At 68.1% G+C, this 26,437-nt stretch carries 23 protein-coding genes; 6 read left to right on the forward strand and 17 right to left on the reverse strand.

The window, feature by feature from the left end:
* The first annotated feature begins 68 nt into the window (after positions 1-68).
* The 4 genes from AC07YH_RS15480 (at position 69) to AC07YH_RS15495 (ending at position 5,349) form a co-directional block, all read left to right on the forward strand.
* Complete coding sequence (locus AC07YH_RS15480; protein WP_494747862.1) at positions 69-830, forward strand: tetratricopeptide repeat protein; 762 nt, start codon at positions 69-71, stop codon at positions 828-830.
* Positions 827-2,257 carry a PQQ-like beta-propeller repeat protein gene (locus AC07YH_RS15485; protein ID WP_494747863.1) on the forward strand — a complete coding sequence of 477 codons (1,431 nt, stop codon included), beginning with the start codon at positions 827-829 and terminating at the stop codon, positions 2,255-2,257. The genes AC07YH_RS15480 and AC07YH_RS15485 overlap by 4 nt, the downstream gene beginning before the upstream one ends.
* Positions 2,258-2,378: 121 nt before the next feature.
* On the forward strand, positions 2,379-4,142 hold the full coding sequence (der, locus tag AC07YH_RS15490) for a ribosome biogenesis GTPase Der (protein ID WP_494747864.1): 1,764 nt from the start codon (positions 2,379-2,381) through the stop codon (positions 4,140-4,142).
* Positions 4,143-4,197: 55 nt separating this feature from the next.
* Positions 4,198-5,349 (forward strand): serine hydrolase domain-containing protein, encoded by a 1,152-nt coding sequence (locus tag AC07YH_RS15495; protein ID WP_494747865.1) that lies wholly within the window; start codon positions 4,198-4,200, stop codon positions 5,347-5,349.
* 32 nt (positions 5,350-5,381) lie between these two features.
* Here AC07YH_RS15495 and AC07YH_RS15500 read toward each other — a convergent pair whose 3' ends face one another.
* From AC07YH_RS15500 to radA, 6 genes are all read right to left on the reverse strand, one after another.
* Positions 5,382-6,857: a methyl-accepting chemotaxis protein gene (locus AC07YH_RS15500; RefSeq protein ID WP_494747866.1), complete on the reverse strand. Its 1,476-nt coding sequence runs from the start codon at positions 6,855-6,857 to the stop codon at positions 5,382-5,384.
* A 197-nt stretch (positions 6,858-7,054) separates the two neighbouring features.
* Positions 7,055-7,810: an SDR family NAD(P)-dependent oxidoreductase gene (locus AC07YH_RS15505; protein WP_494747867.1), complete on the reverse strand. Its 756-nt coding sequence runs from the start codon at positions 7,808-7,810 to the stop codon at positions 7,055-7,057.
* Positions 7,811-7,858: 48 nt separating this feature from the next.
* Positions 7,859-8,848, reverse strand: coding sequence for a bile acid:sodium symporter family protein (locus AC07YH_RS15510; RefSeq protein WP_494747868.1), 990 nt, complete (start codon positions 8,846-8,848; stop codon positions 7,859-7,861).
* Between the two features lie 8 nt (positions 8,849-8,856).
* Entirely contained in the window at positions 8,857-10,356 is a 1,500-nt protein-coding gene (gene purF / locus AC07YH_RS15515; protein ID WP_494747869.1) for an amidophosphoribosyltransferase, read from the reverse strand.
* A complete protein-coding gene (locus AC07YH_RS15520) occupies positions 10,353-10,970 on the reverse strand; it encodes a CvpA family protein (RefSeq protein ID WP_494747870.1) in 618 nt (205 codons plus the stop codon). Before AC07YH_RS15520 ends, purF begins: the two co-directional genes overlap by 4 nt.
* Positions 10,967-12,349 (reverse strand): DNA repair protein RadA, encoded by a 1,383-nt coding sequence (gene radA / locus AC07YH_RS15525; protein WP_494747871.1) that lies wholly within the window; start codon positions 12,347-12,349, stop codon positions 10,967-10,969. Before radA ends, AC07YH_RS15520 begins: the two co-directional genes overlap by 4 nt.
* Positions 12,350-12,465: 116 nt before the next feature.
* Between radA and AC07YH_RS15530 the strand changes: the two genes are divergently transcribed.
* Complete coding sequence (locus AC07YH_RS15530) at positions 12,466-13,083, forward strand: hypothetical protein (protein WP_494747872.1); 618 nt, start codon at positions 12,466-12,468, stop codon at positions 13,081-13,083.
* Here the strand turns inward: AC07YH_RS15530 and AC07YH_RS15535 are convergent.
* The 8 genes from AC07YH_RS15535 to rpsF all read right to left on the reverse strand — a co-directional run bounded on the left by AC07YH_RS15535 (position 13,073) and on the right by rpsF (position 22,961).
* Entirely contained in the window at positions 13,073-15,247 is a 2,175-nt protein-coding gene (locus AC07YH_RS15535; RefSeq protein ID WP_494747873.1) for a DUF6311 domain-containing protein, read from the reverse strand. The genes AC07YH_RS15530 and AC07YH_RS15535 overlap by 11 nt on opposite strands.
* Before the next feature lie 39 nt (positions 15,248-15,286).
* Positions 15,287-16,375, reverse strand: coding sequence for an alanine racemase (alr, locus tag AC07YH_RS15540; protein ID WP_494747874.1), 1,089 nt, complete (start codon positions 16,373-16,375; stop codon positions 15,287-15,289).
* 31 nt (positions 16,376-16,406) lie between these two features.
* Positions 16,407-17,093: a MarC family protein gene (locus AC07YH_RS15545; RefSeq protein WP_494747875.1), complete on the reverse strand. Its 687-nt coding sequence runs from the start codon at positions 17,091-17,093 to the stop codon at positions 16,407-16,409.
* Between the two features lie 212 nt (positions 17,094-17,305).
* Positions 17,306-18,832, reverse strand: coding sequence for a replicative DNA helicase (locus tag AC07YH_RS15550; RefSeq protein WP_494747876.1), 1,527 nt, complete (start codon positions 18,830-18,832; stop codon positions 17,306-17,308).
* A 204-nt stretch (positions 18,833-19,036) separates the two neighbouring features.
* A complete protein-coding gene (locus tag AC07YH_RS15555) occupies positions 19,037-21,481 on the reverse strand; it encodes a TonB-dependent receptor plug domain-containing protein (protein ID WP_494747877.1) in 2,445 nt (814 codons plus the stop codon).
* A gap of 199 nt (positions 21,482-21,680) precedes the next feature.
* Entirely contained in the window at positions 21,681-22,265 is a 585-nt protein-coding gene (rplI, locus tag AC07YH_RS15560) for a 50S ribosomal protein L9 (protein ID WP_494747878.1), read from the reverse strand.
* Positions 22,266-22,278: 13 nt separating this feature from the next.
* Positions 22,279-22,560 carry a 30S ribosomal protein S18 gene (rpsR, locus tag AC07YH_RS15565; protein ID WP_172271605.1) on the reverse strand — a complete coding sequence of 94 codons (282 nt, stop codon included), beginning with the start codon at positions 22,558-22,560 and terminating at the stop codon, positions 22,279-22,281.
* A gap of 14 nt (positions 22,561-22,574) precedes the next feature.
* The gene (gene rpsF / locus AC07YH_RS15570) at positions 22,575-22,961 is read right to left on the reverse strand and encodes a 30S ribosomal protein S6 (protein WP_494747879.1); all 387 of its coding nucleotides are present in this window, start codon (positions 22,959-22,961) and stop codon (positions 22,575-22,577) included.
* Between the two features lie 269 nt (positions 22,962-23,230).
* Between rpsF and AC07YH_RS15575 the strand changes: the two genes are divergently transcribed.
* Positions 23,231-23,893: a hypothetical protein gene (locus tag AC07YH_RS15575; RefSeq protein ID WP_494747880.1), complete on the forward strand. Its 663-nt coding sequence runs from the start codon at positions 23,231-23,233 to the stop codon at positions 23,891-23,893.
* Here the strand turns inward: AC07YH_RS15575 and AC07YH_RS15580 are convergent.
* From AC07YH_RS15580 to AC07YH_RS15590, 3 genes are all read right to left on the reverse strand, one after another.
* Positions 23,868-24,677: a sterol desaturase family protein gene (locus tag AC07YH_RS15580; RefSeq protein ID WP_494747881.1), complete on the reverse strand. Its 810-nt coding sequence runs from the start codon at positions 24,675-24,677 to the stop codon at positions 23,868-23,870. The genes AC07YH_RS15575 and AC07YH_RS15580 overlap by 26 nt on opposite strands.
* A 74-nt stretch (positions 24,678-24,751) precedes the next feature.
* Complete coding sequence (locus tag AC07YH_RS15585; protein ID WP_494747882.1) at positions 24,752-25,864, reverse strand: helix-turn-helix domain-containing protein; 1,113 nt, start codon at positions 25,862-25,864, stop codon at positions 24,752-24,754.
* A gap of 70 nt (positions 25,865-25,934) precedes the next feature.
* Complete coding sequence (locus tag AC07YH_RS15590) at positions 25,935-26,432, reverse strand: peroxiredoxin (protein ID WP_494747888.1); 498 nt, start codon at positions 26,430-26,432, stop codon at positions 25,935-25,937.
* Positions 26,433-26,437: the final 5 nt, after the last annotated feature.

Here is a 26,437-nt window from a genome sequence, read left to right on the forward strand (position 1 = left end):
CAGTCCAGCGGCGTCGCTCCCGTGCGAGAGACGTCCCTGGACCAGCGCCTGTTTCGGAGCCTCGTTTCGTGGTCGATGTTTTTGACGAAGTCGAAGAACAGCTTCGCTCGGAGCGCTATAGCAAGCTGGCGGTGAAATCGCTGCCGTTCGTGGCGGCGGCCGTGGTGGCCGTGGTGATCGGCGTCGGCGGCTACTGGGGCTGGACCTCGTATCAGACGACCCAGGCCAACAAGGCCTCGGAAGGCTACCAGGCCGCGCTCGTGACAGCGCAGAAGCAAGGCCCGGCCAGCGCGTTCGGCCAGTTCAAGGTCGTCGCCGACGGCGGCGCCGAGGGCTACAAGGCCCTGGCCCTGATGCAGATGGGCGATATCCGCCTCGAAGAGAACAAGACCAAGGAGGCCGTCGGCTATCTCGACGAGGCCGCCAAGGCCGCGCCGAACACCCTGCTGGGCGACCTGGCCCGCCTCAAATCCGCCTTCGCCCTGATGGACACGGCTCCCTACAAGGATCTGGAATCGAGGTTGACGCCTTTGGCGGGGGAAAAGAGCCCGTACCGCGTGTACGCCAAGGAAGCGCTGGCCTTCGCCAAGCTGCAGGCCGGCGACCTGAAGGGGGCGCGCGCAGACTTCGTGATCCTGGCCAATTCGCTCGACAGCAGCACGTCCGACGAGGTGCGCCAGCGCGCCCAGGCGGCCATGCAGCTGATCGACTCGGGCACCGCCAAGGACCTGGCCGCCGCCGTGAAGGCCGCCGCCAACCTGCCGCCAATGCCGCCGATGAGCCAACTGCCCGCCGCGGCTGGCCCGCAAGCCGCCCCTAACGCCCAATGAGCCGCCTGATGATTTCCAAGCGTTCCGTCGCCCTGGTCGCGCTGATGTCGGCGTCCATGGCCGTCACCGGCTGCTCGACGGTTTCGAAGATCAATCCCTTCCACGGCAAGGACAAGAACAAGTCCCAGGCCAGCCAGGGTCAGCGCATCTCGATCATCGCCTTCGACCAGAAGGTCGAGGCCAACGAGTCGCTGAAGGGCGCCGACTTCTTCCTGCCCGATCCGGTTGCCCAGACCGAATGGCGCCTGCCGGGCGGCAACGCCGAACAGTCGATCGAGCACGTCGACGCCGGCAAGGACTTCCAGATCGCCTGGAAGAAGGGCTTCGGCAAGAAGGGCGGCAAGACCTTCCACGTCACCGCCCCGCCAGTGTCGGCCGAAGGCCGCATCTTCGTGATGGACGGTGAAGCCGACGTCGTGGCGCTGGATGCCAAGTCGGGCTCGCAGATCTGGCGCAAGGACCTGCGTCCGGCCGCCGGTTCGATCAAGAAGGCCGGCTTCCTGGGCCTGCTGCCTAAGAAGAACGATCGCCTGGGCTTTGGCGGCGGCGTCGCTGTCGGCGCCGACAATAAGCTGTACGTCACCTCGGGCTTCCGCCTGGTGGCTCAAATGGACGCCGCGTCGGGCAATCTGAACTGGACGCAGGATGTCACGACCCCGATCCACGCGGCGCCGACCGTCGCCGACGGCCGCGTGTTCGTGGTCTCGACCGACAACGAACTGCTGACCTTTGACGCGGCCACCGGCGCGCCGGGCTGGACTTACCAGGCCCTCAGCGAACCGGCCCGCATCCTGGCCGCCTCGAGCCCCGCCGTCAGCGGCGACACCGTCGTGGCCGGCTTCGCCTCGGGCGAACTGGTGGCCCTGCGCGCCACCAACGGCAACGATCTGTGGAGCGAGGCACTCAGCCGCGCCAGCCGCACCAACGCGCTGTCGGAAATCCGCGACATCCCGGGCCGCCCGGTGATCTACAAGGGCGACGTCTTCGCCGTCAGCCACTCGGGCGTCTTCGCCGCCACCGACCTGCGCTCGGGCCAGGCCCGCTGGAGTCTGCCGGTCACCGCCATCACCACCCCGTGGGCCGCCGGCGACGTCGTCTTCGTCGTCGACAAGGCCGGCCAGGTGATCTGCGTCTCGCGCGAGAACGGTTCGGTCTACTGGATCCAGGACCTCAACAACACCGAGGCCCTGTCCAAGAAGCAGAAGAAGAAGCGCGCCAAGCATCCGATCCTGTGGTCGACCCCGATCCTGGCCAATGGCCGTCTGATCACGGTGTCCAGCGCCGGTGAGGCCGTCGCCCTGAACGCCAAGACCGGCGCCAAGGAAAAGACCCTGAAGATCGGCGCCTCGGTGCTGATCAACCCGATCGCGGTCGGCAACATGATCTACATCGTCACCGACGACGCCGATCTGGTCGCCATCCGCTAAGTCTAACGGGTGGGCTTTTCGGCCCGCTCGACACCTTGAATTGCTCTTGAGCCCGGGTCCGCGAAAGCTGGCCCGGGCGTTCGCTTTTGCGGGAAGAGCGAAAATCGACTACTGGACCACTATGCCTTTGAAACTCGCCATCGTCGGCCGCCCCAATGTGGGCAAGTCCACGCTGTTCAACCGTCTGGCCGGCAAGAAGCTGGCCATCGTCGACGACCAGCCGGGGGTCACCCGTGACCGCCGCTACGCCGACGGCCGCCTGGGCGACCTGGACCTGCACCTGATCGACACCGCCGGCTTCGAGGACGTCGCCGACGAGAGCCTGGAAGCGCGGATGCGCGCCCAGACCGAGCTGGCGATCGAGGAAGCCGATCTGTCGCTGTTCATCTACGACGCCCGCGAAGGCGTCACCCCGCTGGACGAGGTGTTCGCCACCCTGCTGCGCCGTCGCGGCAAGCCAGTGATCATCGCCGCTAACAAGGCCGAGGGCAAAGCCGGCCAGTCGGGCATCGGCGAGGCCTACAAGCTGGGCCTGGGCGAGCCGATCCCGATCTCGGGCGAGCACGGCGAGGGCATGGCCGAGCTCTACGCCGCCATGCTGGAAGCCGTCCCCGAAGACCAGTACAGCGATGACGAGGACGACGAGGACAAGCCGATCCGGCTGGCCATAGTCGGTCGTCCGAACGCCGGCAAGTCCACCCTGATCAACCGCCTGATCGGCGAGCAGCGCCTGCTGACCGGCCCGGAAGCCGGCATCACCCGCGACTCGATCTCGGTCGATTGGGTCTGGGGCGACAAGAAGGTCCGCCTCGTGGACACCGCCGGCCTGCGCAAGAAGGCCAAGGTGCAGGAGAAGCTGGAGAAGCTCTCCACCCAGGACACCATCCGCGCCATCACCTTCGCCGAGGTCGTGGTGCTGGTGATGGACGCCACCCACCCGTTCGAGATCCAGGACCTGCAGATCGCCGACCTGACCGAGCGGGAAGGGCGCGCCCTGGTGTTCGTGCTGGCCAAGTGGGACCTGATCGAGGATCAGGCCGCGACCCTGGCGGCCTTCCGCGAACACGCCGAGCGCATGCTGCCCCAGGTGCGCGGCGCGCCGGTCGTGGCGCTGTCGGGCGAGACTGGCAGCGGCGTCAACAAGCTGATGCCGGCCGTGCTGAAGATCCACAAGGACTGGTCGACCAAGGTCAAGACCCGCGACCTGAACGACTGGCTGCAGATGGCCATGCAGCGCCACCCGCCGCCCGCCGTCTCGGGCCGTCGCGTGAAGCCCAAGTATATGGCCCAGACCAAGGCCCGTCCGCCGACGTTCGTGCTGTTCTCCAGCCGCGCCGACCAGATGCCCGACCACTATCGGCGCTATCTGATCAACAGCCTGCGCGAAAGCTTCGACCTGCCGGGGGTGCCGCTGCGCATCACCATCAAGTCGGGCGCCAACCCCTATGCCGACGGCGAGGCCAAGGGCCACAGCGGCCGGGGCAAGCGCGAGTTCGAACGCCGCGAGCGTGAGGAGGAACGCATCCGCGCCTCGCGCAACACGGTCAAGAAGTCCAAGCGCATCGCCGACGAAGCCGCCGCCAAGGCCGCGATCGAGGCGGGTCTGCCTGACCCGCGCTTGGCCAAGCCGGTGAAGAAGAAGGCCCCGGCTGCTCCGAAGGTCGCTGCCGCCCCCGTCGAGGGCGCCGTCGCCGCCGAGCCCGGCAAGGCCGCGGTCAAGTCGGTCAAGAAGCTGGGCCCCAAGGTCCAGAAGAAGGTCTCGACGACCCCCAGCTACAAGGTCGGCGTCAAGTCGGCCGGCGGCAAGGCGGCGGGGCCCAAGCGTCCGGTGTCCGGCGCGCGGACCGTGCGTGGCAATACGGGGCCAGGCAAGTCGAAGCGCTGAGCCTAAACTTCGCCATAAGCGTTTAGCTTCCTGAAGCTGAACCGGAGAGATGGCGATGCGGTGGATGGGACTGGCCTTGGCCTGCTTGGCTTTGATCGGGGCCGTGCTGCCGGCGAGCGCGCTGGCGGCCGACTACAAGCCGGTGGTCTGCAAGAGCGCGGTGACCTATGCCGGGCCCGCGCTGCACGCGCCGGTCACGCCGCCGCTGCTGGCCGAGGTCCCCAAGGCCGCGCTCGACGCTGCGACCGTGGCGCGGTTGGAGGCGGCGTTCATGCAGGCCAAGGGCGCGACCCACGCACCGGCCATGACCGCCGCCGTCCTGATCCCCGGCAAGGGCGCCTGGAGTCGCACCGACAGTGGCGACCAGCCGCCGATGCTGTTCTGGGCCAGCGCCGGCAAGAGCCTGGTGGCCATCGTCACCCTGCAACTGGTCGAGGCCGGCAAGCTGAAGCTGGAAGACCCGATCAGCAAATACGTGGCCGGCGCGCCCAACGGCGACGTGGTGACGATCCGCGACCTCCTGGCCCACACCGGCGGCCTGTTCAGCGCCAACGAAGACCTCAAGGCTCGCGCCGAGCGTCGCGCCCATACTCTGGACGAGGACGTGAAGATCATCGCCCGGCATGGCGCGTTTTCGTGTCCGGGCGAGCGCTGGCGTTATTCGAATACCGGCTACGCCCTGCTGGGTGCGGTGATCGAGAAGGTCGATGGCCAACCCTGGCAGGCGTCGGTCGAGGCGCGGATCATCAAGCCGCTGGGCCTGGCCTCGCTGCGCATGTTGACGGACGGCGACAAGGCCGAGGACGTGGCCAGGCTGGTCTCGGCCAAGGAGGCGCCGATCGAGCCCGCCTGGGCCGGGGCGGCCGGCGGCGCCGTGGGCTCCGCGCAGGACATGGCGCGGGTCTGGGCCGCGCTGCTGGGCGGCAAGCTGTTGAAGCAGGAGACCGTCACGGCGATGTTCAGCCGGCTCTACCCGATGTTCGACGCCGGCAGCTTCTACGGTCTGGGCGCGATGGTCGTGGAGGTCCCGGAGGCCGACGGGAGCAAGAGTCTGTGGCTGGGCCACCTGGGCGGCACGCCGGGCGCCAGCGCGGTCGTGGCCTATTCGGTGCGGGACGGGGCCGTGGTGGCCGCCGCCCTGACCGGTGACGGCTCGGCGACGGCTACGGCGAACCTGCTGCTGCGCCAGTTGCGGGCGGGCCAGTAGGGCGGCCAGGCGCCGCCCTACATCTCAAGTCCCTAGAACTCTTCCCAGTTCGTCGCCGGCGCGGCCGAGCCAGGGCGGGCATAGGCCTTGGCGCGCGGGGCGGGGCGGTGGACGGGCGCCGGGGCTGGCGCGCGGGTGCGCACGGGAGCGCCGGTTTCGAAGCGAGAGACCAGCTGGGCCAGGTCCTGGGCCTCGCCGCGCAGCGAGGCCGAGGCGGCGTTGGCTTCCTCGACCATGGCGGCGTTCTGCTGGGTGACCTGGTCCATCTGGTTCACCGCGTCGTTGACGCCATTCAGGCCGGTGGCTTGCTCCTGCGAGGACACGGCGATTTCGCGGATCAGGGCGTTGATCTCGCCGACCTTGCCGACGATGCCGCTGAGCGCCTGGCCGGTGTCGCCGACCAGCTTCACGCCGCGCTCCACCTGGGTCGAGGAGTTGGCGATCAGGGTCTTGATCTCCTTGGCCGCGTCCGCCGAGCGTTGGGCCAGGGCCCGGACTTCCTGGGCGACGACCGCGAAGCCGCGACCGGCTTCGCCCGCACGGGCGGCTTCGACGCCCGCGTTCAGCGCCAGCAGGTTGGTCTGGAAGGCGATCTCGTCGATCACCCCGATGATCTGGGTGATCTGGCCCGAGGACTTCTCGATCTCGCCCATGGCGGCGACGGCTTCGGCGACGACGGCGCCCGAGCGGTCGGCGTCGGTGCTGGCGGCCGAGGCGGCGGCCGAGGCCTGCTTGGCGCCGTCGGCGCTGCGGCGGACCGTGGCGGTGATCTGGTCCAGGGCGGCGGCGGTCTCTTCCAGGCTGGCGGCCTGCTGCTCGGTGCGCTTGGACAGGTCGTTGGAGGCGCTGGCGATCTCGTTGGCGCTGCCTTCCATGCCGCCGGCCGCGTCGGCGATCGCGCTCATGGCCTGGCGGAGGCTGTCGACGGCGCCGTTGAAGTCCTGCTTCAGGACCGCATAGCGGCCGTCGAACTGGGCGTCGACGCGCGCCGTCAGGTCGCCGCGCGCCAGCTGGTTCAGGCTCTGGGCCAGGACGGAGACGACGTGGTCCTGCTCGTCCTGGGTCGCCTTGCGCTCGGCCTCGTTCTGGCGGCGCTCGTCTTCCATCGCCGTGATGTCGGTGGCGAACTTGATGACCTTGGTGGGCTTGCCGTTCTTGTCGAAGATCGGGTTGTACGAGGCCTGGATCCAGACCTCGCGGCCGCCCTTGCCGATGCGCTTGTACTTGTCGGAGAAGAACTCGCCGGCGTTCAGGCGACGCCAGAATTCCTGATACTCGCCGCTGGCCGCGTAAGCGCTGTCAACGAACAAGCTGTGCTTGCGGCCCTGGATTTCGCTCAGGCCATAGCCGAGGGTCTTCAGGAAATTGTCGTTGGCGGTGATGATCGTGCCGTCGAGGCTGAACTCGATCACCGCCTGGGAGCGTTGGATGGCGGCGACCACGCCTTGAAGATCGGCGATCTTGCTCGAAGCGTCGCCGTCTTCACGGCCAAAGGAGAACAGCGCCATCGGGGCCCCTGAGGGTGTTGCGTACAAAGTATACGCACCTCTCGTCGGGCGAGGTTAAACAATCCCTAATCAGATAACAGGTTCATCGAATGGTCAAAAACTTCCCCGGATTTTGCCGATCCTGGGTGTAAGTTTCCCTACGCAACAACTCTGGCGGCGCGAATTGTTACGCAAATTTTGCAATTCGAGAATCGTCATCAGGCGTCGATGCTGGCCGACTCCTGGCCGCGCTCCTTGAAGCGCACCACGCCCTTGGGCGGTTCGCGGTCCGGGCGGACCAGATCGATCACGAACGGCACGATCGTTTCCGGCGCGGGGACCGTGCTGGGGTCCTCGCCGGGGAAGGCGCCCGAGCGCATCCGCGTGCGCATGGCGCCGGGATCGACGCACAGGGCGCGGACGGGAGTGTTCTCCATCTCGTCGGCATAGACGTCGACGATCGCCTCCAGCGCGGCCTTGGTGGCGGCATAGGCGCCCCAGAAGGCTGGACGGGTCTTGGCGACGCTGCTGGAGAAGAACACCGCCCGGCCGGCGTCCGAGGCGCGCAGCAGCGGGTCCATCGACCGGATCAGCCGCCAGTTGGCCGTCAGGTTGGTGGACAGGATCATGTCCCAGCCCTTGGGCTCCAGGTGGCTGACGGGGGTCAGCGGACCCAACAGGCCGGCCGCGCCGACCACGATGTCCAGCTTGCCCCAGCGCTGATGGATGGCCGCGCCCAGGTGGTCCAGGCCGTCGGCCTCGCGCAGGTCCAGCGGCACCAGGGTGGCGCGCTCGCCGGTGGCCTGCAGGATCGCGTCGTCCAGGGCTTCCAGCGCGCCTTGCGTGCGCCCGACGGCGATGACGTGGGCACCGGCCTTGGCCAGGCCCAGGGCGACCGCTTCGCCGATGCCGCGCGTGGCGCCCGTGACGAGGGCGATGCGGCCGGCCAGCGGCTGAGAGGAGTCGGAGGTCATGGGCGCGTTCTAGAGCAGGGAAGGGCGGACGGAAACCGGGGCAAGCCCTTAAGCCTCCATCTCCTGTTCGGCGTATTTCTTGGCGTAGTGCTGGGCGATGACCGAGCAGGCCATCAGCTGGATCTGGTGGAAGATCATCAGCGGCAGGACGATGATCCCCGCCGTCGGACCCGGGAACAGGATGTTGGCCATCGGCACGCCCGTCGCCAGGCTCTTCTTGGAGCCGCAGAAGGTGATCGCCTTCTCGTCCTCGGGCGAGAAGCCCAGGGCCCGCGCGCCGTAGGTGGTGATCGCCAGCACGATGGCCAGCAGAGCGCCGTTGACCGCCAGCAGGATCATCAGCTGCAGCGGCGAGATCTTGTGCCAGATGCCGCCGACCACGGCCTCGCTGAAGGCGGCGTAGACCACCAGCAGGATGGAGCCGCGATCGACATAGCCGATCAGCTGCTTGTTCTTCTCGATCCACTTGGCGACCAGCGGCCGGGCCAGTTGGCCGGCGATGAACGGCAGGAGGAGTTGGACCACGATGTCCTGCACCGACTTCCAGCCGCCGGCGGCGCCGCCCTGCGTGTGCATCAGCATGCTGACCAGCACGGGTGTGATGAAGATGCCGAAGAGGTTGGAGGCGCTGGCGGCCACGACGGCGGCGGCGACATTGCCGCGCGCGATCGAGGTGAAGGCGATCGACGACTGCACGGTCGAGGGCAGGCAGCACAGGAACAGAATGCCCGCCGCCAGGGTCGGGGGCAGGACGCCGATCTTGCTGATCGCCAGCCCCAGGATCGGGAACATCACGAAGGTGAAGGCCAGGATCAGCAGGTGCAGCCGCCAATGCGTCGCGCCGGCCACCACGCTCTCACGCGACAGCTTGGCCCCGTGCAGGAAGAACAGCAGGGCGATGGCCAGCTTGACGACGATGTTCAGGCCATGCGCGGCCTCGCCCCGCACCGGCAGGATCGAGGCCAGCACGACCATGCCGAACAGCGCCAGCACATAGGGCTCGAGCTTCAGCTTCTCGAGAACGCTCTTCAGGCTCACGGAAAGACTTAGGCGCTGAGCAGCGAGAGCTGCTTGTCGTTGGTCTCGTTGCGGCCCTCGGCGATCTCGCGGTCCGTCAGACGGGTCGGATAGTCGCCGGTGAAGTAGTGGTCGGTGAACTGCGGAGCGGCCGGGTCGCGGGGACCGGCTTCCAGGGCGTCGTACAGGCCCTCGACCGACAGGAAGCCGAGGCTGTCCACTTCCAGGAACTTGGCCATCTCTTCCAGCGACTTGTTGGCCGCCAGCAGCTGCTCACGCTCGGGCATGTCGATGCCGTAAAAGTCGGGCCACTTGATCGGCGGGCTGGCCGAGCGGAGGTGGACCTCGGTGGCGCCGGCCTCGCGGACCATGCGGACGATCTTCAGCGAGGTGGTGCCGCGCACGATCGAGTCGTCGATCAGGATGACGCGCTTGCCGGCCAGGATGGCGCGGTTGGGGCTGTGCTTCATGCGCACGCCCAGCTCACGGACGCCCTGCGTCGGCTGGATGAAGGTGCGGCCCACATAGTGGTTGCGGATGATGCCCATCTCGAACGGGATGCCGCTCTCCTGGGCGAAGCCCAGGGCCGCCGGCACGCCCGAGTCGGGCACCGGCACCACGACATCGGCCTCGATGCCGGTTTCCTTGGCCAGGTTCCGGCCCATGCGCTTGCGCACGCCATAGACCGAGCGGCCGTTCACGACGCTGTCGGGGCGGGCGAAGTACACGTACTCGAACACGCAGGGGCGCGCGGCCTGGGTCTGGAACGGCTTGGTCGAGGTGATGCCGGTCTCTTCGATCACCACCATCTCGCCGTGCTCGATGTCGCGCACGAAGCGGGCGCCGATCATGTCCAGCGCGCAGGTTTCCGAGGCCAGGACCGGCTTGCCGTCCAGGTCGCCCAGCACCAGCGGGCGGATGCCCAGCGGGTCGCGCAGGCCGATCATCTTCTTGTTGGTGATGGCCACCAGGGCGTAGCCACCTTCGATCTGACCGACGGCGTCGACGAAGCGGTCGACGATCTTGGCCTTACGCGAGCGGGCGATCAGGTGTAGGATTACTTCCGAGTCCGAGGTCGACTGGAAGATCGCGCCTTCCTGCACCAGGCGCTCGCGCAGGGTCAGGAAGTTGGTCAGGTTGCCGTTGTGGGCGATGGCCACGCCGCCGGTCTCGAGATCGGCGAACATCGGCTGGACGTTGCGGATGCCCGCGCCGCCGGCCGTGGAATAGCGGGTGTGGCCGATGGCCAGGGCGCCGGGCAGGCGCTGCACCAGGTCCGAGCCGGTGAAGGCGTCGCCGACATGGCCCATGTGGCGCTCGGTGTGGAAGCGATTGCCGTCGAAGGCGGCGATGCCGCAGGCCTCCTGGCCGCGATGCTGCAGGGCGTGCAGGCCCAACGCCGCGATGGCCGCCGCGTCACGGACGCCGAACACGCCGAACACGCCGCACTCCAGGCGCAGCGTATCGTCCTCGGGGTCACGGACGGGCGAGGAGGAATACCGGTCGGTCGACTGGCCCAGGAAGGTCATCGTGATTTCTCCACCAGGTCGTCGAGCTTGCGACGCTGGTCATCATCATAGCCTTTATCCGTCGACTTCTCGCCGGACGTATTGTCGCCGCCCTCATGGACGGCTTCCTTGATCGCGGGGGCCAGCTTGCCGGCCAGGGCCTTGCCCTTCGGAGCGAAGACCTTGAGCACCGTGCCGCTGGCCTCGGACAGGGGGTAGAACATGGAGTCCTGCACCCAGTGCGGCATGCGGTCCGGCGGCGTCGCCAGGTGCAGCAGCAGGTTGAAGACGCCCAGGATCACCGTGGCCCGGATCAGGCCGAAGATGGCGCCGACCGCGCGATCCAGCGTCCCGGCCGAGCTCTCATGCAGGCTGGCGGTCAGCTGGCCGCCGATCAGGCGGAAGATCAGGAAGAAGACGACGAACACCACCAGGATCGCCGCGGCCGTGGCGGCCCAGTCGGGGTCCATGAGGCTGCGGAAGATCGGGCCCGAGATGCGCAGGCCAAACAGGGCGATGGCGGCGGCGAAGATGAACGATAGGGCCGAGGTCAGCTCGCGCGAGGCGCCGCGCACCCAGCCTGTGACGCCGGAAACCAGCAGCAGGAGCCCGGCGATGATGTCGAACGGCGTCACGTCAGGCTGCTCCAGATCTCGTCGCCGATGCGACGGACAGCGTCGGCCACGCGGGCGACGCCCGCGACCGGCAAGGCTCCGCCGCCCTCAGGAAGGCCGGAGAGCGGTCCTAGCGCCCGGCCAAATCCCAGTTTCGCGGCTTCCTTCAAACGCGTCTCCATCCGGCTGACGGGCCGTACTTCGCCCGACAGGCTGAGCTCGCCGAACACGACGCAGTCCTGGGGCAGGGCGACGTCCAGGGCGGAGGAGGCCAGGGCCGCCGCCGCCGCGAGATCGGCCGCCGGCTCCGTGATCCGGATGCCGCCAGCGACGTTCAGATAGACGTCCTTGTCGCCAAAACCAAGGCCGCATCGGGATTCAAGGATGGCCAAGACCATGGCCAGGCGTCCGGAATCCCATCCGACCACGGCGCGGCGCGGTGTTCCGTACGCGGAGGGCGCGACCAGGGCCTGGAATTCCACCAGGACGGGCCGGCTGCCCTCGATGCCGGCGAACACCGCAGCCCCGGCCGAACGTTCTCCGCCTTCGTTCAGGAACAGGGCCGAGGGGTTCTTGACCTCGCGCAGGCCAATGTCGCCCATCTCGAAGACGCCGATCTCGTCGGTGGCGCCGAAGCGGTTCTTGGCGCCTCGCAGAATGCGGAACGGGTAGCCGCGCTCGCCCTCGAAGGCCAGGACGGCGTCCACGAGGTGCTCGACCACGCGCGGGCCGGCGATCTGGCCATCCTTGGTGACGTGGCCGACCAGCAGGATCGCTACGCCCTTCTTCTTGGCCAGCCGCACCAGCTCGGTGGCGCAGGCGCGGACCTGGGTGACCGTGCCAGGCCCGGCCTCGTGCGCGTCGCTCCACATCGTCTGGATCGAGTCGATGACGACGAGGTCGAAGCTGTCGCGCTTCAGCCCGTCCAGGATGTCGCGCAGCGAGGTCTCGGCGGCCAGGCTGACATTGGCCTTCGCCAGGCCCATGCGGTCGGCGCGGCCGCGGATCTGCTCGACGGCCTCTTCGCCCGAGATGTAGGCGCACGAGACCCCGCGCAGGGCGGCGCTGGCGCAGACCTGCAGTAGCAGGGTGGACTTGCCCACACCCGGGTCGCCGCCGATCAGGATGGCCGAGCCGGGGACCACGCCGCCGCCGCAGACGCGGTCGAACTCATCGACGCCGGTCAGGATGCGCGGGGGCGGGGGTGTGTCGCTTTCCAGGCCGGTGAACTGCAGGCCGCGCACGCGGGTGGCCTTGGTCGACGACAGGGCGCCAGGGGGCCTGGCCCCGACCTCTTCGGCCAGGGTGTTCCAGCTCTGGCAGGCGGGGCATTGTCCGGACCACTTGGTCTGGACCGCGCCGCAGGACTGGCAGGCATAGACGGCGCCGTCGCGGGCCATGGGGGCTCCTGATTCTCGGATAGCGGGAGACTACAGGGTGGCGAGGCCCTGCGCCAAAGCCGGACGCAGCCAAGCTGTGGGCGGATGCGTTGGGTTGGCGGGCAAGGAGTATGGCGATGTCTAAGAGCATTTGGTGCGCGGCGATCCTGGTCACGGCCGCCCTGACGGCCTGCGGTCGCGCCCAGCCGAAGGACCCGGACGCCTCCGCGCGTGTCGAGGTCAATGGCGGCGAGGTCACGGTCGGTCAGCTGCAGAAGGAGTCCGCCCGCGCCGAGACGGCGGCGGTGAAGGGGACGAGGCCGCTCGCTCCCGCCAGTCTGCCGGCTCTGTTGCCCGCCTCCGTCGGCGGCTTCGCGCGCTCGAATGTCACAAGCCAGGCCGGGACCGAAGCCGGCATGACCACGGTCAGCGCCCGCTACATCAAAGGCGGCGCGGCCTTCACGCTGGAGGTCGTCGATCTGGGCGCCATCGGCTCGGTCGGGGCCAGCGATGACGCGCGCGGCTCGCAGACCACCCGTCGCACAGCCACCGGCTATGAGAGCGTGACCACGGCCGCCGGTCGGACCGTCACCGAGCAATGGGACGACGCGGCCAAGTCGGGCCGCTACGCCGTGGTCGCCGCCGATCGCTACAGCATCGCGGCGCAGGGCGCGGCGGGCAGCGCTGCGGTGCTGAAGGCCGCCGTCGAGACCGTCAACGCCGCGCGCTTGCGAGCCTTGGCGCCTACTGGCTGACGATCACCTTTTCGATGCCCAGGCCGATACGGCGCGGGTCTTCCGCCACAGGCATCGGGGCGCCGATCGTGTATTCCAGGGTCAGGGGCTCGCCCGGCTTGACCAGATCGGCCGGGATGCTGACGCGATAGGGACGCCAGTTGGCCTTCTCGACGTTCCAGGTCACCAGCTTGCGACCCTTCACGGTCACCTCGATTTTCTGCATCACCTCGGGCGGCTTGTTGAAGCTCATGGCGTGCAGCTCGACGATCAGCGGCGCGCCGGGCGCGACCCCCGGGACGTTGAGGGTCATCACCGAGGTCGGACCGCTGGACCATACGCCCTTCGGATCCGGGGCCGACCAGCCGGAGACCAGTTCCGACTTGTTGGCGCCCTGGTCGAAATTGACCTGAGCCAGCACGCGGTCGCCGTTGGGCACATAGGGCGCGATCCCGGTCAGGCCCGGAACCTTGTCCAGGCCCTGGCCGCAGATCAGGCCGCGCAGGAAGCGTTGGCAGTCGGTGCGCTGGGTGAAGCGGCCATAGTCGGCGCCGGCGCTCTCTTCCATGACCACGGTGATGCGGTTGTCGCCCGGCGCGGCGACCTTGAAGGCGTCCTCGGGCGTCTTGCAGTCGCCGCCCTGACCACGGGCGGTCGAGGCGCCGTTTGACGAGCCGCCCGTGCGGACCGCCGCCAGGGTCAGCTGCGAGATCTCCATCTGGTCGATGGTGTTGCTGGCGCAGAAATAGATCGGCGCGAACACCCAGGGGCGGTTGTGCAGCACCGCGGCCTTCTCGAGGTCGACCGGGTGATAGGACGGGGCGCCTTCGCTGAAGGTGTGGCGCACGCCGGCGCGCATCTCGTGGCTGTCGCCCCATTGCAGGCCGACGGCTAGGGCGGCGATGGCCAGCAGGGTGATCGGGCGGGCGTGGCGGCCGATCTGCACGATCGACACGGCGGTCAGCAGATAGGCCGGCGCCCAGAACAGGCGGCCGTGGGCGCGGAACAGGCTCAGCCACTCGAACACGCCCGACAGCTTCGGACCGGTGAACAGCAGGCGCTGGGCCAGGTACGGGTTGGGACCGATGGCCCAGAGGGTCAGCACGACCATGGCGATGGTCAGCGGCAGCCACCGGCGGCTCCAGTCGCGCACCGGGCTGGGCAGCCAGCCGTGGCGCACCGACAGGAAGATCCCGGCGGCGATGGTGAGGATCACGCCGGCGCCCAGGTAGTTGTAGCCCTCGAACCACTGGCCGCCGTTGGGGTCCAGGGTCTGCTTGAACCAGCCGCCCTCGAAGGTCTGGCCGAACAGAGACGAGCCCTGCGGCAGGATCGGACCCAGGATGTTCATCGAGTAATAGCCGATGGTCCCGCTCTTGCCGCCATCGGCGCCCTGGCCGATGCCGTAGCCCAGCAGGACGGCGGTCAGGACCATGCCGCCCAGCACCAGCGCGCTCGCCTTGGCGCAGCTCAGCCAGGCCTTGGGGCGCTTCTGGGCGATCTCGGCGGCCATGGCGGCGGCGAAGCAGAAGCCGACCGGCGGCAGGTGATAGGCGTGGACGCCCATGGCCAGGACCGCCAGCCCCGCGAAGACGCCGGCGCGACGCAGGGTCAGGCCGTTGCGGATGCTGTCGACGGCGGCGGCCAGGGCGAAGATCGGCAGCCAGTGACCGCTGAGCGCCACGTGGCCGTGGCGCATCAGGAACGCCGGCATGAGCAGCGCCAGCAGGCCGCCCATGGTCAGCAGCGCCACCCGGCGCACGTCCAGGGCCCGCAGCAGGGTGATCATCGCCAGCGGTTGCAGGGCGTAGGAGATCAGGAAGAACAGGCCCAGGCCGTTCAGCGCGTGCCACAGGCCGGTGGCCTTCAGCACGATCGTCATCCACGGGATGCTGTCGGTGTAGATGGTCGACAGCAGGGTCGGGGACAGCAGCTTGTCGGTGGCGACCAGCGGGAAGCGCCAGGCGTGGCGGAACACCGCCTCCTGGCCGGCCAGCATGGTGGCCATGTCGTTGTGCGGCGCGCGCCAGAACTCGGCATGGGCGCCGACCAGCTTGAAGCCGATCAGGTGGTGGAACAGGCCGATGGCGGCGACCACGACGGCCAGGGCGACCCAGCGCCAGCCGGTTTCCTGGCGGGCTGCAGTCAGCAGCGCCCGCTTGGCTTCCTGGTACAGTTCCGACATCGACGCGCCCCCGGGCGATACTCTAGCGCAGGCTGAAACCTAGCCGCCCCTCAGCCCCACATAGCGGCGCGTCGCGCGGAGCGTCAATCGCGTCAGGCGCTCGTAAGCCGAGGTGCCGGCGGCCTGCGCCGCGTCGTCGATCGGCAGGTTCGGACCGAACAGTTCGACCATCGCGCCGGGGCGGGCGGCGTCGCAATCGGTGATGTCCACGGCGATCAGGTCCATGGAGACCCGGCCCAGCATCGGCCGCAGCGCGCCGTCGAACCACACCGCGCCGCGCGGATAGGCGGCGCGCGGGACGCCGTCGGCATAGCCGGCCGCGATGATGGCCACGCGGGTGGTGTCGCTGGCCGTCCAGCCGGCGCCGTAGCCGATGCTCTCGCCGCGCGGCACGACCCGGACCTGCAGGATCGGGGCCTCGACCGTGGCGACCGCGCGGATCTCCGGATGCGGCCGGCCCTCGGGTCCGCCGCCATAGAGGCTGATCCCCGGCCGGGCCTGGTCGAAGCGGAAGGCCTCACCCAGGAAGATCCCGGCCGAATTGGCCAGGCTGCGCCGGGCGTCGGGCAGTAGCGCGACGGCCTCCTGGAAGCGTTCCAGTTGGCTCGCGTTCAGCGGATGAGCCGGCTCGTCGGCGCAGGCCAGGTGGCTGACGATGAGTTCGATATCGAGGCGCTTGAGGCGGTCGAAGGCGCCGACCAGCACCTTCAGCTCCTCGGGGCGCAGGCCCAGGCGGTTCATGCCGGTGTCGATGTGCAGGGCGGCTTTCAGCCGGCCCGCGCGGGCCTGGGCGTTCCAGGCCTCGACCTGGGGCAGGCTGTTAAGCACGGGGGTCAGCCGCGCGCCTTCCAGCGTGTCGCCCGAGCCCGGCGTGGCGCCGTCCAGGACATGGATGATCGCCTCGCGGTCGCCCAACGCTTCACGCAAGGCCACGCCCTCTGCGAGGCGGGCGACATAGAAGGTGCGGGCGCCCTCGGCCCACAGGCGGTCGGCGACTTGGGCCGAGCCCAGGCCGTAGCCGTCGGCCTTGACCGCCGGCGCCACCTCGACCCCACCGGCGCGCGCGCGCAAGGCCGCGTGGTTGGCGGCCAGGGCGTCGAGATCGATGGTGATGCGGGTGTCGGTCACGGGTGGGGCGTAGCCGAGGCGGGCAGGCGGTTCAACCGTGATGCAAGGTCAGGAACCGCGCCACGAGGTTCTCGGCCCCCGAGGCGATGATCTGCACGCCGATGCACAGCAGCAGGAACGCCACCAGCCGCGACAGCACCCGCGCCCCGCCCTGGCCCAGCAGGCGCATGACGGTGCCCGAGGCGCTGTAGAGCAGCCAGACCAGGATCGCCACGGCGGCGGCGGCCAGGCTGGCGCCGACGAAGAACGGCGCGACGGCGTCGCCCTCGGTCGGACGCTGGGACGAGAGGGCGATGGCGACCGAGATCGAGCCTGGCCCCGTCGTGAACGGCATGGTCAGCGGGAAGAAGGCCACGTCTTCATGGCTTTGCGCCGGCTCGGTCTGGCTGGTCTTGCGGTCCTCATGCTCCTGCGGGTCCATCAGCAGGCCCCAGGCGCGGATCGCTACCACCAGGCCGCCGGCCACCCGCAGGGCGCCCAGGCTGACGCCGAAGAAGTTGAGGATATAGCCGCCCAGCAGCAGCGAGCCCAGCAGCACCAGGAAGGCGTAGAAGCCGATCAGCCGCGCCAGCCGCAGCCGCTCGGATCGCGTACGACCGCCCATCGCCTGGTCGAAGATCAGCGACGCCCCGACCGGATTGACGATCGAGAACAGCGCCGGAAACGCCAGCAGGAAGGCGCCGACCAGGCTGGAGGTGGGCAGGGGGCTGAAGTCCATGTGACTCGTCGGGTGAGGGGGCGAGGCGGGGACGGTGGCTTGTGAGCTAGGGATAAGTCAAACGCCATCCCAAACCCGCTTCCCCGGCGAAAGCCGGGGCCCAGATCTCATGGCGCTGGGGATGATTGGAAATGCGCTGAGCTTCTAGAGCCCATTCCAGCGCTCTTCCATCTGGGCCCCGGCTTTCGCCGGGGATAACGGATAAGGAAAGGCTATTCGTCCGACGGAATATTGCGCGCCTGGGCGAAGTAGTGGTCGCGCGCCAGGTTGCCGAACTTGGTGGTGTCGCTGTTGAACGACAGGCGCACGGTGCCGATGGGGCCGTGACGCTGCTTGGCGATGATCACCTCGGCCAGGCCGTGCAGGCGGTCCATCTCTTCCTGCCAGGTCAGGTGCTCGGGCGTGCCTTCGCGCGGCTCGGCGCGGCCCACATAGTAGGCCTCGCGGTACACGAACCACACCATGTCGGCGTCCTGTTCGATCGAGCCCGATTCCCGAAGGTCGGAGAGCTGGGGCCGCTTGTCGTCGCGCTGCTCGACCTGACGTGACAGCTGCGAGAGCGCGATGACCGGGCAGGCCAGTTCCTTGGCCAGGGCCTTGAGGCCCATGGTGATCTGCGAGACTTCCTGCACGCGGCTGGCGTTGGACGACAGGTCCGAGCCGGTGACCAGCTGCAGGTAGTCGACCACGACCAGATCGAGGCCCATCTGGCGCTTGAGGCGGCGGGCGCGGGCGGTCAGCTTGGCGATGGAGATACCGCCGGTGGCGTCGATGAACAGCGGCGCTTCCTGCAACTCCATGGCCGCGTCGCGGACCCGGCCGAACTCCGACGCGTCGATCTCGCCCTTACGCAGTTTGTCACCCGACACGCCCGAAGCGTCGGCCAGCATACGCAGGGCCAACTGCTCGGCGCTCATTTCCAGCGAGTAGAAGGCCACGACGCCGCCCTGGACGGTCTTCTTGGTGCCGTCGGGCTGGATTTCGTAGGCGTATTTCTTGGCGATGTTGAAGGCGATGTTGGTCGCCAGCGCGGTCTTGCCCATCGACGGGCGGCCGGCCAGGACGATCAAGTCGGACGGGTGCAGGCCGCCGATCTTCTGATCGAGGTCCATCAGGTCGGTCGAGACGCCCGACATGCCGCCCTCGCGGCTGTAGGCTTCGGCGGTCATCTCGACGGCGCCGCGCAGGGCGTCGCCGAACGACACGAAGCCCGACGAGGCCGTGCCGCTTTCGGCCAAGCTGTAGAGCTGCTGTTCGGCTGACTCGATCTGGTCGCGGGCGGTCTTCTTCTCGTCGTTCTTGTCGACGCCGCCCTGGGCCGAGGTGGCGATGTCGCCGCCGATGCGGATCAGCTCGCGGCGCAGCGACAGGTCGAAGATCACCCGGGCATAGTCCCCGGCGTTGGCCGCCGGCGGGGCGCGGTCCACGAGGTCGGCCAGGTAGCGCAGGCCGCCCAGTTCGGCGAAGGCGACATCGGCCTTGAACTCGTCGGCCAGCAGGATCGGTTCGGCCAGCTGGCCCTTGCGGACGTGGGTCTCGATCGCCTGGAACAGGCGCTGGTGCAGGGGCTCGTAGAAGCAGCGCGCCTGCAGGCTGTCGGTCAGGCGCTCGTACGAGGCGTTGTCGTAGAGCAGGATGCCCAGCAGGGCTTGCTCGGCTTCCATGTTGTGCGGCGCCACGTTGATCGTGGGCTCGGGAAGACCGGGGAGAACAAGGTCGAGCGCGGGTACGAGGGACATCGGCGGATATTAACGCGACGGGGTTTCGGACGCTCGGGTCAGATGGTCGCGCGGCTCCACATGAACGGGGATATTCTGTGTATGTTCTGAGCCCGTTGCGTCAGAAGCGGACGCTTGCGCAAGGCCTGTGCGATTGCACTTTTTGGCATGCGAAAAGGCCCGGAGATCGCTCCCCGGGCCCAAACGTTTGCGCGGGTTTTGCGCTTACCAGTTGATCGCTAGGCGGCCGTACAGGAACCGGCCGTTGAAGCCGAACGGCGAGAAGCTGGAGAACGGGTTGCCGCCGCTGGTGTTGAGGTTCGGCGGCACCTGGTCGGGATACTGGTCGAACAGGTTGTCGGCGCCGACCGACACGGTGGTGTGGTCGCCGAAGCGGTAGCGGGCTTCCAGATCGACGATGCCTTGCGTGCCCGTGTGCCAGTCGCCGCTGCCGTCGGCGGCGGTGCCGGGCGACAGGACGTTGCCGTAGAGGGTGGTGCGCAGGGTGGCGCCCCACGGACCCTTGCTCCAGTCGCCTTGCAGCGAGACCTTGTTGCGCGGCGTGCCTTCCTCGAAGCGCAGCACGGCCTGGCGACCGAACAGCGTGGTCGGGGTCGGCAGCACCGTGGTGGACGGCGTGCGGTTGACCTTGAAGTCGTTGACGTTGGCGGCCGCCGTCAGGTCGAACGTGCCGGCCTGATCGTCGAGGATGCGGTAGCGGGCCACGATGTCGACGCCCTTGGTCTTGGTGTCGACGCCATTGGTGAAGAAGCGGCCGGCCGAGGCGCCCGCGGGCGACAGCAGGTCGAAGATCACCCGGGCGTTGGTGCCCGCCGCCGCCGTGGCGCTGCCGGTCAGGGTCTCGCTGAGGACGATGCGGTTGTCGACATTGATCTGATAGGCATCGACCGTCAGCTCGAACGGACCCTTGTGGTAGACCGCGCCCAGCGAGAAGTTCTTGGACTTCTCCGGCTCCAGCGGCTTGCCGCCCAGGGCCTTGCCGACGACGCTGACCGACGGATAGGTGCCGGTCTCGAACGGCACGGCCGTGGTCACGCCGCCGACCAGCTGGTTGATGTAGAGGATCGAGGTCGAGGTGAAGTACTGCTGCTGCAGGCTCGGCGCGCGGAAGCCCGTCGAGACCGCGCCACGGATGGCGAAGGCGTCGGTGAAGTCGTAGCGGCTCGACAGCTTCCAGCTCGTGTTGTTGCCGAAGTCCGAATAGTGCTCGTGACGCACGGCGGCCGAGGCGGTCAGCTTCTCGGTCAGCTTGCCTTCCAGGTCCAGATAGGCGCCGACGGCGTCGCGATCGACGTCGATGACGTTGCTGGGCGTGAAGCCGGTGAAACCGCGCGAACCGAAGGCCAGGGTCGGCGAGACCGTGCCGCGCGCATAGGAAGCCACTTCGCCGGCGTTGATCTTGTAGGTCTCGCGACGGGCTTCCACGCCGAAGGCGACGTTCAGCGGGCCGGCCAGGCCGACGTCGAATTCCTGGCTGGCGTCGAGGCCGAACACCACCTGGTCATAGGTCAGGCCGCCGGCCTGGAACTGGGTCGGCGAGGTCGGGCCGTACGACGGGTTCAGGGTGTTTTTGACCCCGAAGTCGAGGTCGTTCTTGCCGTAGACCAGGTTGGTGTCGATCTTCCAGCCGGCCAGGTCGCCGCGCAGCCCGATGGCGGCGGTGACGTCCTCGGTGTTGGTGGTGATCAGCGGCAGGTAGCCGTTGGGATAGACGCTGGTGATGGTCTGGCTGGCGTCGGTAGGCAGGCGATAGGTGGCCGAGGCTTCCGAGTCGCGCTGCTGATAGCCGTACCAGCCATAGAGCTGCCAGTTGTCGCCGATCGGCTTGCCGGCGTTGGCGTAGAAGCTGACCTGCTCGACCTCGGGATCGCCGAAGCGGGAGGTGACGCGCTGCGGGGTGACGCGGGTGTCGGTGTCGCTGCGGTTGGTGAAGCCGCGATCGACATATTCCGCCGACAGCGTCAGGAAGCCGTCCGAGCCGAGCTTCAGGCCCTGCCAACCGGCCACGGTCTTGGTCGTGCCATCGCGGCGCTTCTGCTTCTGGCCGGTCTGCAGGCCATCGAAGCTGGTGATGTACTTGCCGGCCGTGACCGTGACGCCGCCGCCGTGGTCGGCTTCGCGCAGGCGCAGGTTGATGACGCCGGCGATGGCGTCCGAGCCGTACTGGGCCGCGGCGCCGTCACGCAGCACTTCGATGCGGTCCAGGGCGACGGACGGGATGGCGTTCAGATCGACGGCGGCCGAGCCGCGGCCCACCGAGCCGTTCAGATTGACCAGCGCCGTGGCGTGGCGACGGGTGCCGTTGACCAGCACCAGGGTCTGGTCGGGGCCCTGGCCGCGCAGCACGGCGGGACGGACCGAGTCGGTGCCGTCGGTGTTGGACGGACGCGGGAAGGTGATGGACGGGACCGTGGCGGCCAGAGCGGTGGCCAGCTCGGTGCTGCCGCGCTGCTGCAGGGTCTTGGCGGTGACGACATCGACCGGCGCCAGAGTGTCCAGGCGCGAGCGGCCGGCGGTGCGGGTGCCGGTGACGACGATCTCGTCGACATTGGTGTTGTCGTCGGCGGGCGCGGCGGTCTGGGCCTGGGCCAGGGTGGAGGCGGCGGCCGTCAGCGAGGCGGCGGCCAGCAGCAAGGTCTTGTAGCGCATACGTAATCCCCGTTTTTGGCCGGGGCTCAAACGTGCGTGATCGCCCCGAGACAGGGGTCTTCAATCGCCCCCAGGTCGAACATGGATTCTCGTCACAAAAGCTACAAGCGGAGCAATTCTGTGCTGCGGCGCAGAAAAAACGGCGCGGATTGCTCCGCGCCGTTCTCTTGAAAACCTACAAACCCTGACGGGATTGGAATTAGGCTTCGTAGTGGTCGCCTTCGAACGAGCCGGCGCCGCCTTCCGCCATGTCTTGGGCGGCTTCGGCTTCGGCCGCGCGATCTTCCTCGAATTGCGAGTTGATCACGTTTTCGCCGCGCGCTTGGCGATCGGCTTCGTCCTGGCTGCGCGCGATGTTGAGGGTGACCGTGACGGTCACTTCAGCGTGCAGCTTCACCTTCACTTCGTGGACGCCCAGCGTCTTGATCGGCTTGTCCAGCACGACCATCGAGCGGTCGACCTTGCCGCCTTCGGCCTTGATGGCGTCGGCGACGTCGCGACCCGCGACCGAACCGTACAGCTGGCCGCTTTCGCCAGCCTGACGGATCATCACGTATTGCGTGCCGTCCAGCGTTTCGCCGTTCGAAGCGGCCGATTCGCGGTTGCGGACGTTGCGGGCCTCGATCTCGGCGCGTTGCGCTTCGAAGGTGGCTTCGTTGGCCTTGGTGGCGCGCAGAGCCTTGTGGCGCGGCAGCAGGAAGTTACGGGCGAAGCCGTCCTTCACGGTGACCACGTCGCCCAGGACGCCGGTGCCTTCAACGCGTTCGAGCAGAATGACTTTCATCGTGGTGTCTCCCTTACTTCACGACGTAGGGGAGCAGAGCCAGGAAGCGGGCGCGCTTGATGGCCTTGGCCAGTTCGCGTTGCTTCTTGGCCGACACCGCGGTGATGCGCGACGGAACGATCTTGCCGCGTTCCGAGACGTAACGCTGCAGCAGCTTCACGTCCTTGTAGTCGATCTTCGGCGCGTTGGCGCCCGAGAACGGGCAAACCTTGCGGCGACGGAAGAACGGGCGGCGAGCGCCGCCAGCGGCGGCGGCCGGAGCGGCGCCGGCTTCGGGAGCAGTCGTATCGGTCATGATCTCTTTCTCCCTTACGCTTGAGCTTGCGCTTGCGGCGCGAAGTCTTCACGCGGACGTTCCGGGCGATCGCCACGGTCACGACGGGCCAGAACCGGCGACAGTTCCAGGTCCAGCTCTTCGACGCGGATCGTCATGAAGCGCAGGACGTCTTCGTTGATCAGCAGCTGGCGTTCCATTTCCTTCACGGCCGGCGCCGGGGCGTCGATCGCGAGCAGGGAATAGTGACCCTTGCGGTTCTTCTTGATGCGGTAGGTGAGGTTGCGAAGGCCCCAGTACTCGATCTTGGCGATGTGGCCGCCATTCTCTTCCAGGAGGGTCTTCAGTTGCTCGTTCAGAGCTTCGGCCTGTTGCGGCGAGATATCCTGCCGCGCGATGACCACGTGTTCGTAGAGGGCCATATTTTCCTTCTTCCGTTGTGGAAGGCGGCGCGGTCATCGGCGGAAGTCCGACGTCCACGATGGATCCTGCACACCGAGCGGGGAAAACCCCGGTCCCGGATGGGTGCGTGCAAGACCGCCTTCCGTGAGAACGCGCGCTATTACAGAAGGCGAGGCCGAAAGGCAAGCTGAATGGGGTTTCGCCGCGCGAGTGGGCAATGGGTCGCAATGTCTGATAATTGACATTGGGCGGGTTACATCCCCGAACCCAAATATGCTAGCAGGCGAACATGGGGATCGGTGATCGTCTCTTAGTGGCATCTCTGGCGGCCTTGGCCGCGGGGACGGCGCATGCCGAGATTCTTGTCCAGAAGCCCGTCACCTCGGTCTCTGCCTATGAGGGCCGTTTCACGGGCTATTCGGCGGCTCTGCCGCTGGATCTCTCCTCAGACACCGAGAAGGTCGCCCTGACGCTCCGCTCGTCGGGCAGGATCGAGAACCCGACCTACGACCTCGACCTGAACCTCTCCAAGAAGCCCGACGCCGAGCGCACGGACGACCGGTCGATGGCCGTCGGCGCCTCGTGGAACGAGAACGAGGCCAAGGTGCGTTCATCGATGTCCAAGGCCTTCGGCTTTGGCATGCTGCCCCGCGCCAACTATGTGCGGGTCTCGATGGACATGGACGCCAGCCAGGCCATCGCCGTGCCGGGGAAGATCCCGATCGCCCGCGCCAATATCCGCTCGTCCTTGACCCTGGATGGCCGGCCGGTCGGTTCGATCGCCTTCGGAGGCGGCTCGACGGGCGACGAGGGTGTCGATTTCAGCCTGACCCGGCCGTTCGACATCCCCGCCGAGTTCACCGTCAGCGTACGCGGCGTCAACAATCAGCGCGAAAGCTGGCGGCTGCAGGACGCCCGCGCCATGATCAAGCTGGTGAAGGTCGGCTGGTAGCCTCCAGCTTGCGGCCTTTGCGGGCCGTCACGGCCGCGAAGCGCTTCAGATACTCAGGGTGCTCGGTGCCCATCAGCTTGTCCCACCAAGTGAAATAGAGACCGTAGTTCCAGCCGGCCTGCGCGTGGTGCAGGTCGTGGTGGGTCACGGTCGTCAGCAGCGGGATCAGCGGCCGGCCGTCCTTGCGGGCCGGGAACAGCTCGTAGCCCGAGTGGGCCAGGGTGTTGCGGATGATCTGGTGCAGCATGAAGAGGCCGGCGGCCGGCCATTGGGTCGGGACCAGGATCATCCAGACCGGGACAAACAGCGCGTTGATCAGCGCCTCGCCGGGATCGAAGCTGTAGGCCGTGAACGGCGAGGGATTGTTCGACCGGTGATGCCGGCGATGGAAGGCGCGGAACAGGCGTCGATCGTGGATCGCCCGATGCGTCCAGTAGAACCAGGTGTCGTGGCCGACGATCATCAGGACGAGACTGGTCCAGAACCACACCGGACCCAGGTCCCTGGCGACATAAGGGCCGGGCAGTAGTCCCGCGCGGAACAGGCCGAAGGTGATCAGGCTGACGGTCGAGAAAATCATGATCGAACGTAGCGAGGCGGCGAACTCGATCAGCATCTGGCGCGCGGGCGGGCGGCTGTCGCGGATCTTGCGGCTGGCCAGCGGCGCCGCCAGCACGACCCACAGCAGCAGCCAGGTCCCGACGGCGAAGATGGTGTAGCGGGTCAGGTCGTTCTGGGTGGCCCTCAGCCATTGCTGGACGAAGGGAAGGAGGGCGTCGGGCATCTGCAGGGTCCTGGGTGGTGGAAGACCACGTCAGGGAAGCGGCCGCGCCCCGGCCCGTCGCGCCGATCGCGAAATCAGGCGCGTTTGTCGCCTTTCGACGCACTCTCGCCGGTTTCGACCAGTCGCAGGTAGGGATGCGCCGGCGTGGCCTCCTGACGCCAGGCTGTCGGGGTGACGCCGGTGGCGGCGCGGAAGGCGCGGTTGAACGGTCCCAGCGAGGCGAAGCCCAGGTCGTAGGCGATGGTCGAGACCGACTTCAGCGCCTGTTCGGGATCGGCCAGCGCGACCTTGGCCGCCTCGATCCGCCGGCCGTTGACGTAGTCGGCGAAATTGCGATGGCCCAGCGTGCCGTTGATCAGCTTGCGCAGGCGATGTTCCGGCGCGCCGACCAGGGCCGCCAGCGTGCCGATCGACAGGTCCTCGCCGCGCCAGACCTCGTTCTCGTTCATGGCCTTGTCCAGGCGCGCCAGCACCAGGCGGTCGGCGGGCGTGAGGTCCAGGGCGGGGGAGATCGTCGGCGCGGCGGTCTGGCCCGCTTCGCGTGGCGCGGCGACGAGCACGGGCTCGACCCTCAGCAGCGCCAGCGCCGAGCCGACGCCCAGGGCGGCCAGGACCAGGGCCTGGGCCAGACTGGGCAGCACCGGCCGGTCGCCGAATCCGAAGCCGCACAGGGTCTGGACGAACATGTAGCCCGTCGTGGCCACGACCAGCGGCGCGCGCAGGTTCCGGCGGCTGTCGACGAGGTCGCTGCGCCAGCCCCGCCAGGCGATCAGCATGATGTGGGCCTGCAGCCCGACCGCGAAGATCGCGAACACCTGCCAGGCCGCCGCGCGCGGCAGCCCGTTAGGCAGGAAGGCGCCCAGGCTCCACAGGCTCAGCGCTACGCCAGGGATGATGAACCGCCAGCGCGGAATCCGGGGCTCGTCCTCGAACAAAACCGCGCTGAACAGCCAGAAGACCGAGCCGGTCAAGACGGACATGGCCCAGGTCACGACGTTCACGTGCCGGTCGAAGGTGAGGTTGGAATAGCTCTCCAGCACATGCGCGATGGCGCAGGCGAAAAGCAGGACGCCCAGCCAGCGGGCCGGGGTGAGGCGGCGACTGGCGGCCAGGGCGACGCCCGTGGCGGCGAAGGCGCCGACGGCGACGCCACGGGCGGCGATTTCCAGTGAGGCGGGATCGGTCATGGGATCCAGCATGGGCGCCAGCGCGCGCGAGCCTCAACCCGCGCGGCTGGTCGGAACCGGAAAAGGCTGGCTACTTCTTGGCCTTGTAGGCCTTCACCGCGTCCATCGTCTGGGTGACGTGGCCGGCGAAGTTGCCGTCGGTGTAGCTGAGCAGGATCTTGTGGTCCGGCGCGATCACGTACGAGGTGCGGTTCGACCACTCGGGCTTCACCGCCAGGGCGACGTCGTAGCTCTTGACCAGGGCGGCGTCGGCCGAGGCCACCGCGAACTTGTCGCGGCAGTGTTCCTTCGAGAAGTCCTTGATGCGGTCGACATTGCCGGCCGTGACGCCGATCACCGTGGCGCCCAGCTTTTCGAACTCCGGGGTGGCCTCGGCGAATTCGTGGGCCTCGGCGGTGCAGCCCGAGGTGTAGGCGGCCGGGAAGAAGTACAGGACCACCGGGCCCTTCTTGAGGGCCTTGGCCAGCTTGAAGTCGAAGTCCTTGCCGGCCAGGGCGGCCTTGGCGGTGAAGTCGGGGGCCTTGTCGCCGACCTTGAGGGCGGCGGCCTGGGCGATCTCGGCGCTCAGCGCGA

Source organism: Caulobacter sp. GW456-12-1-14-TSB4, from assembly GCF_059424195.1.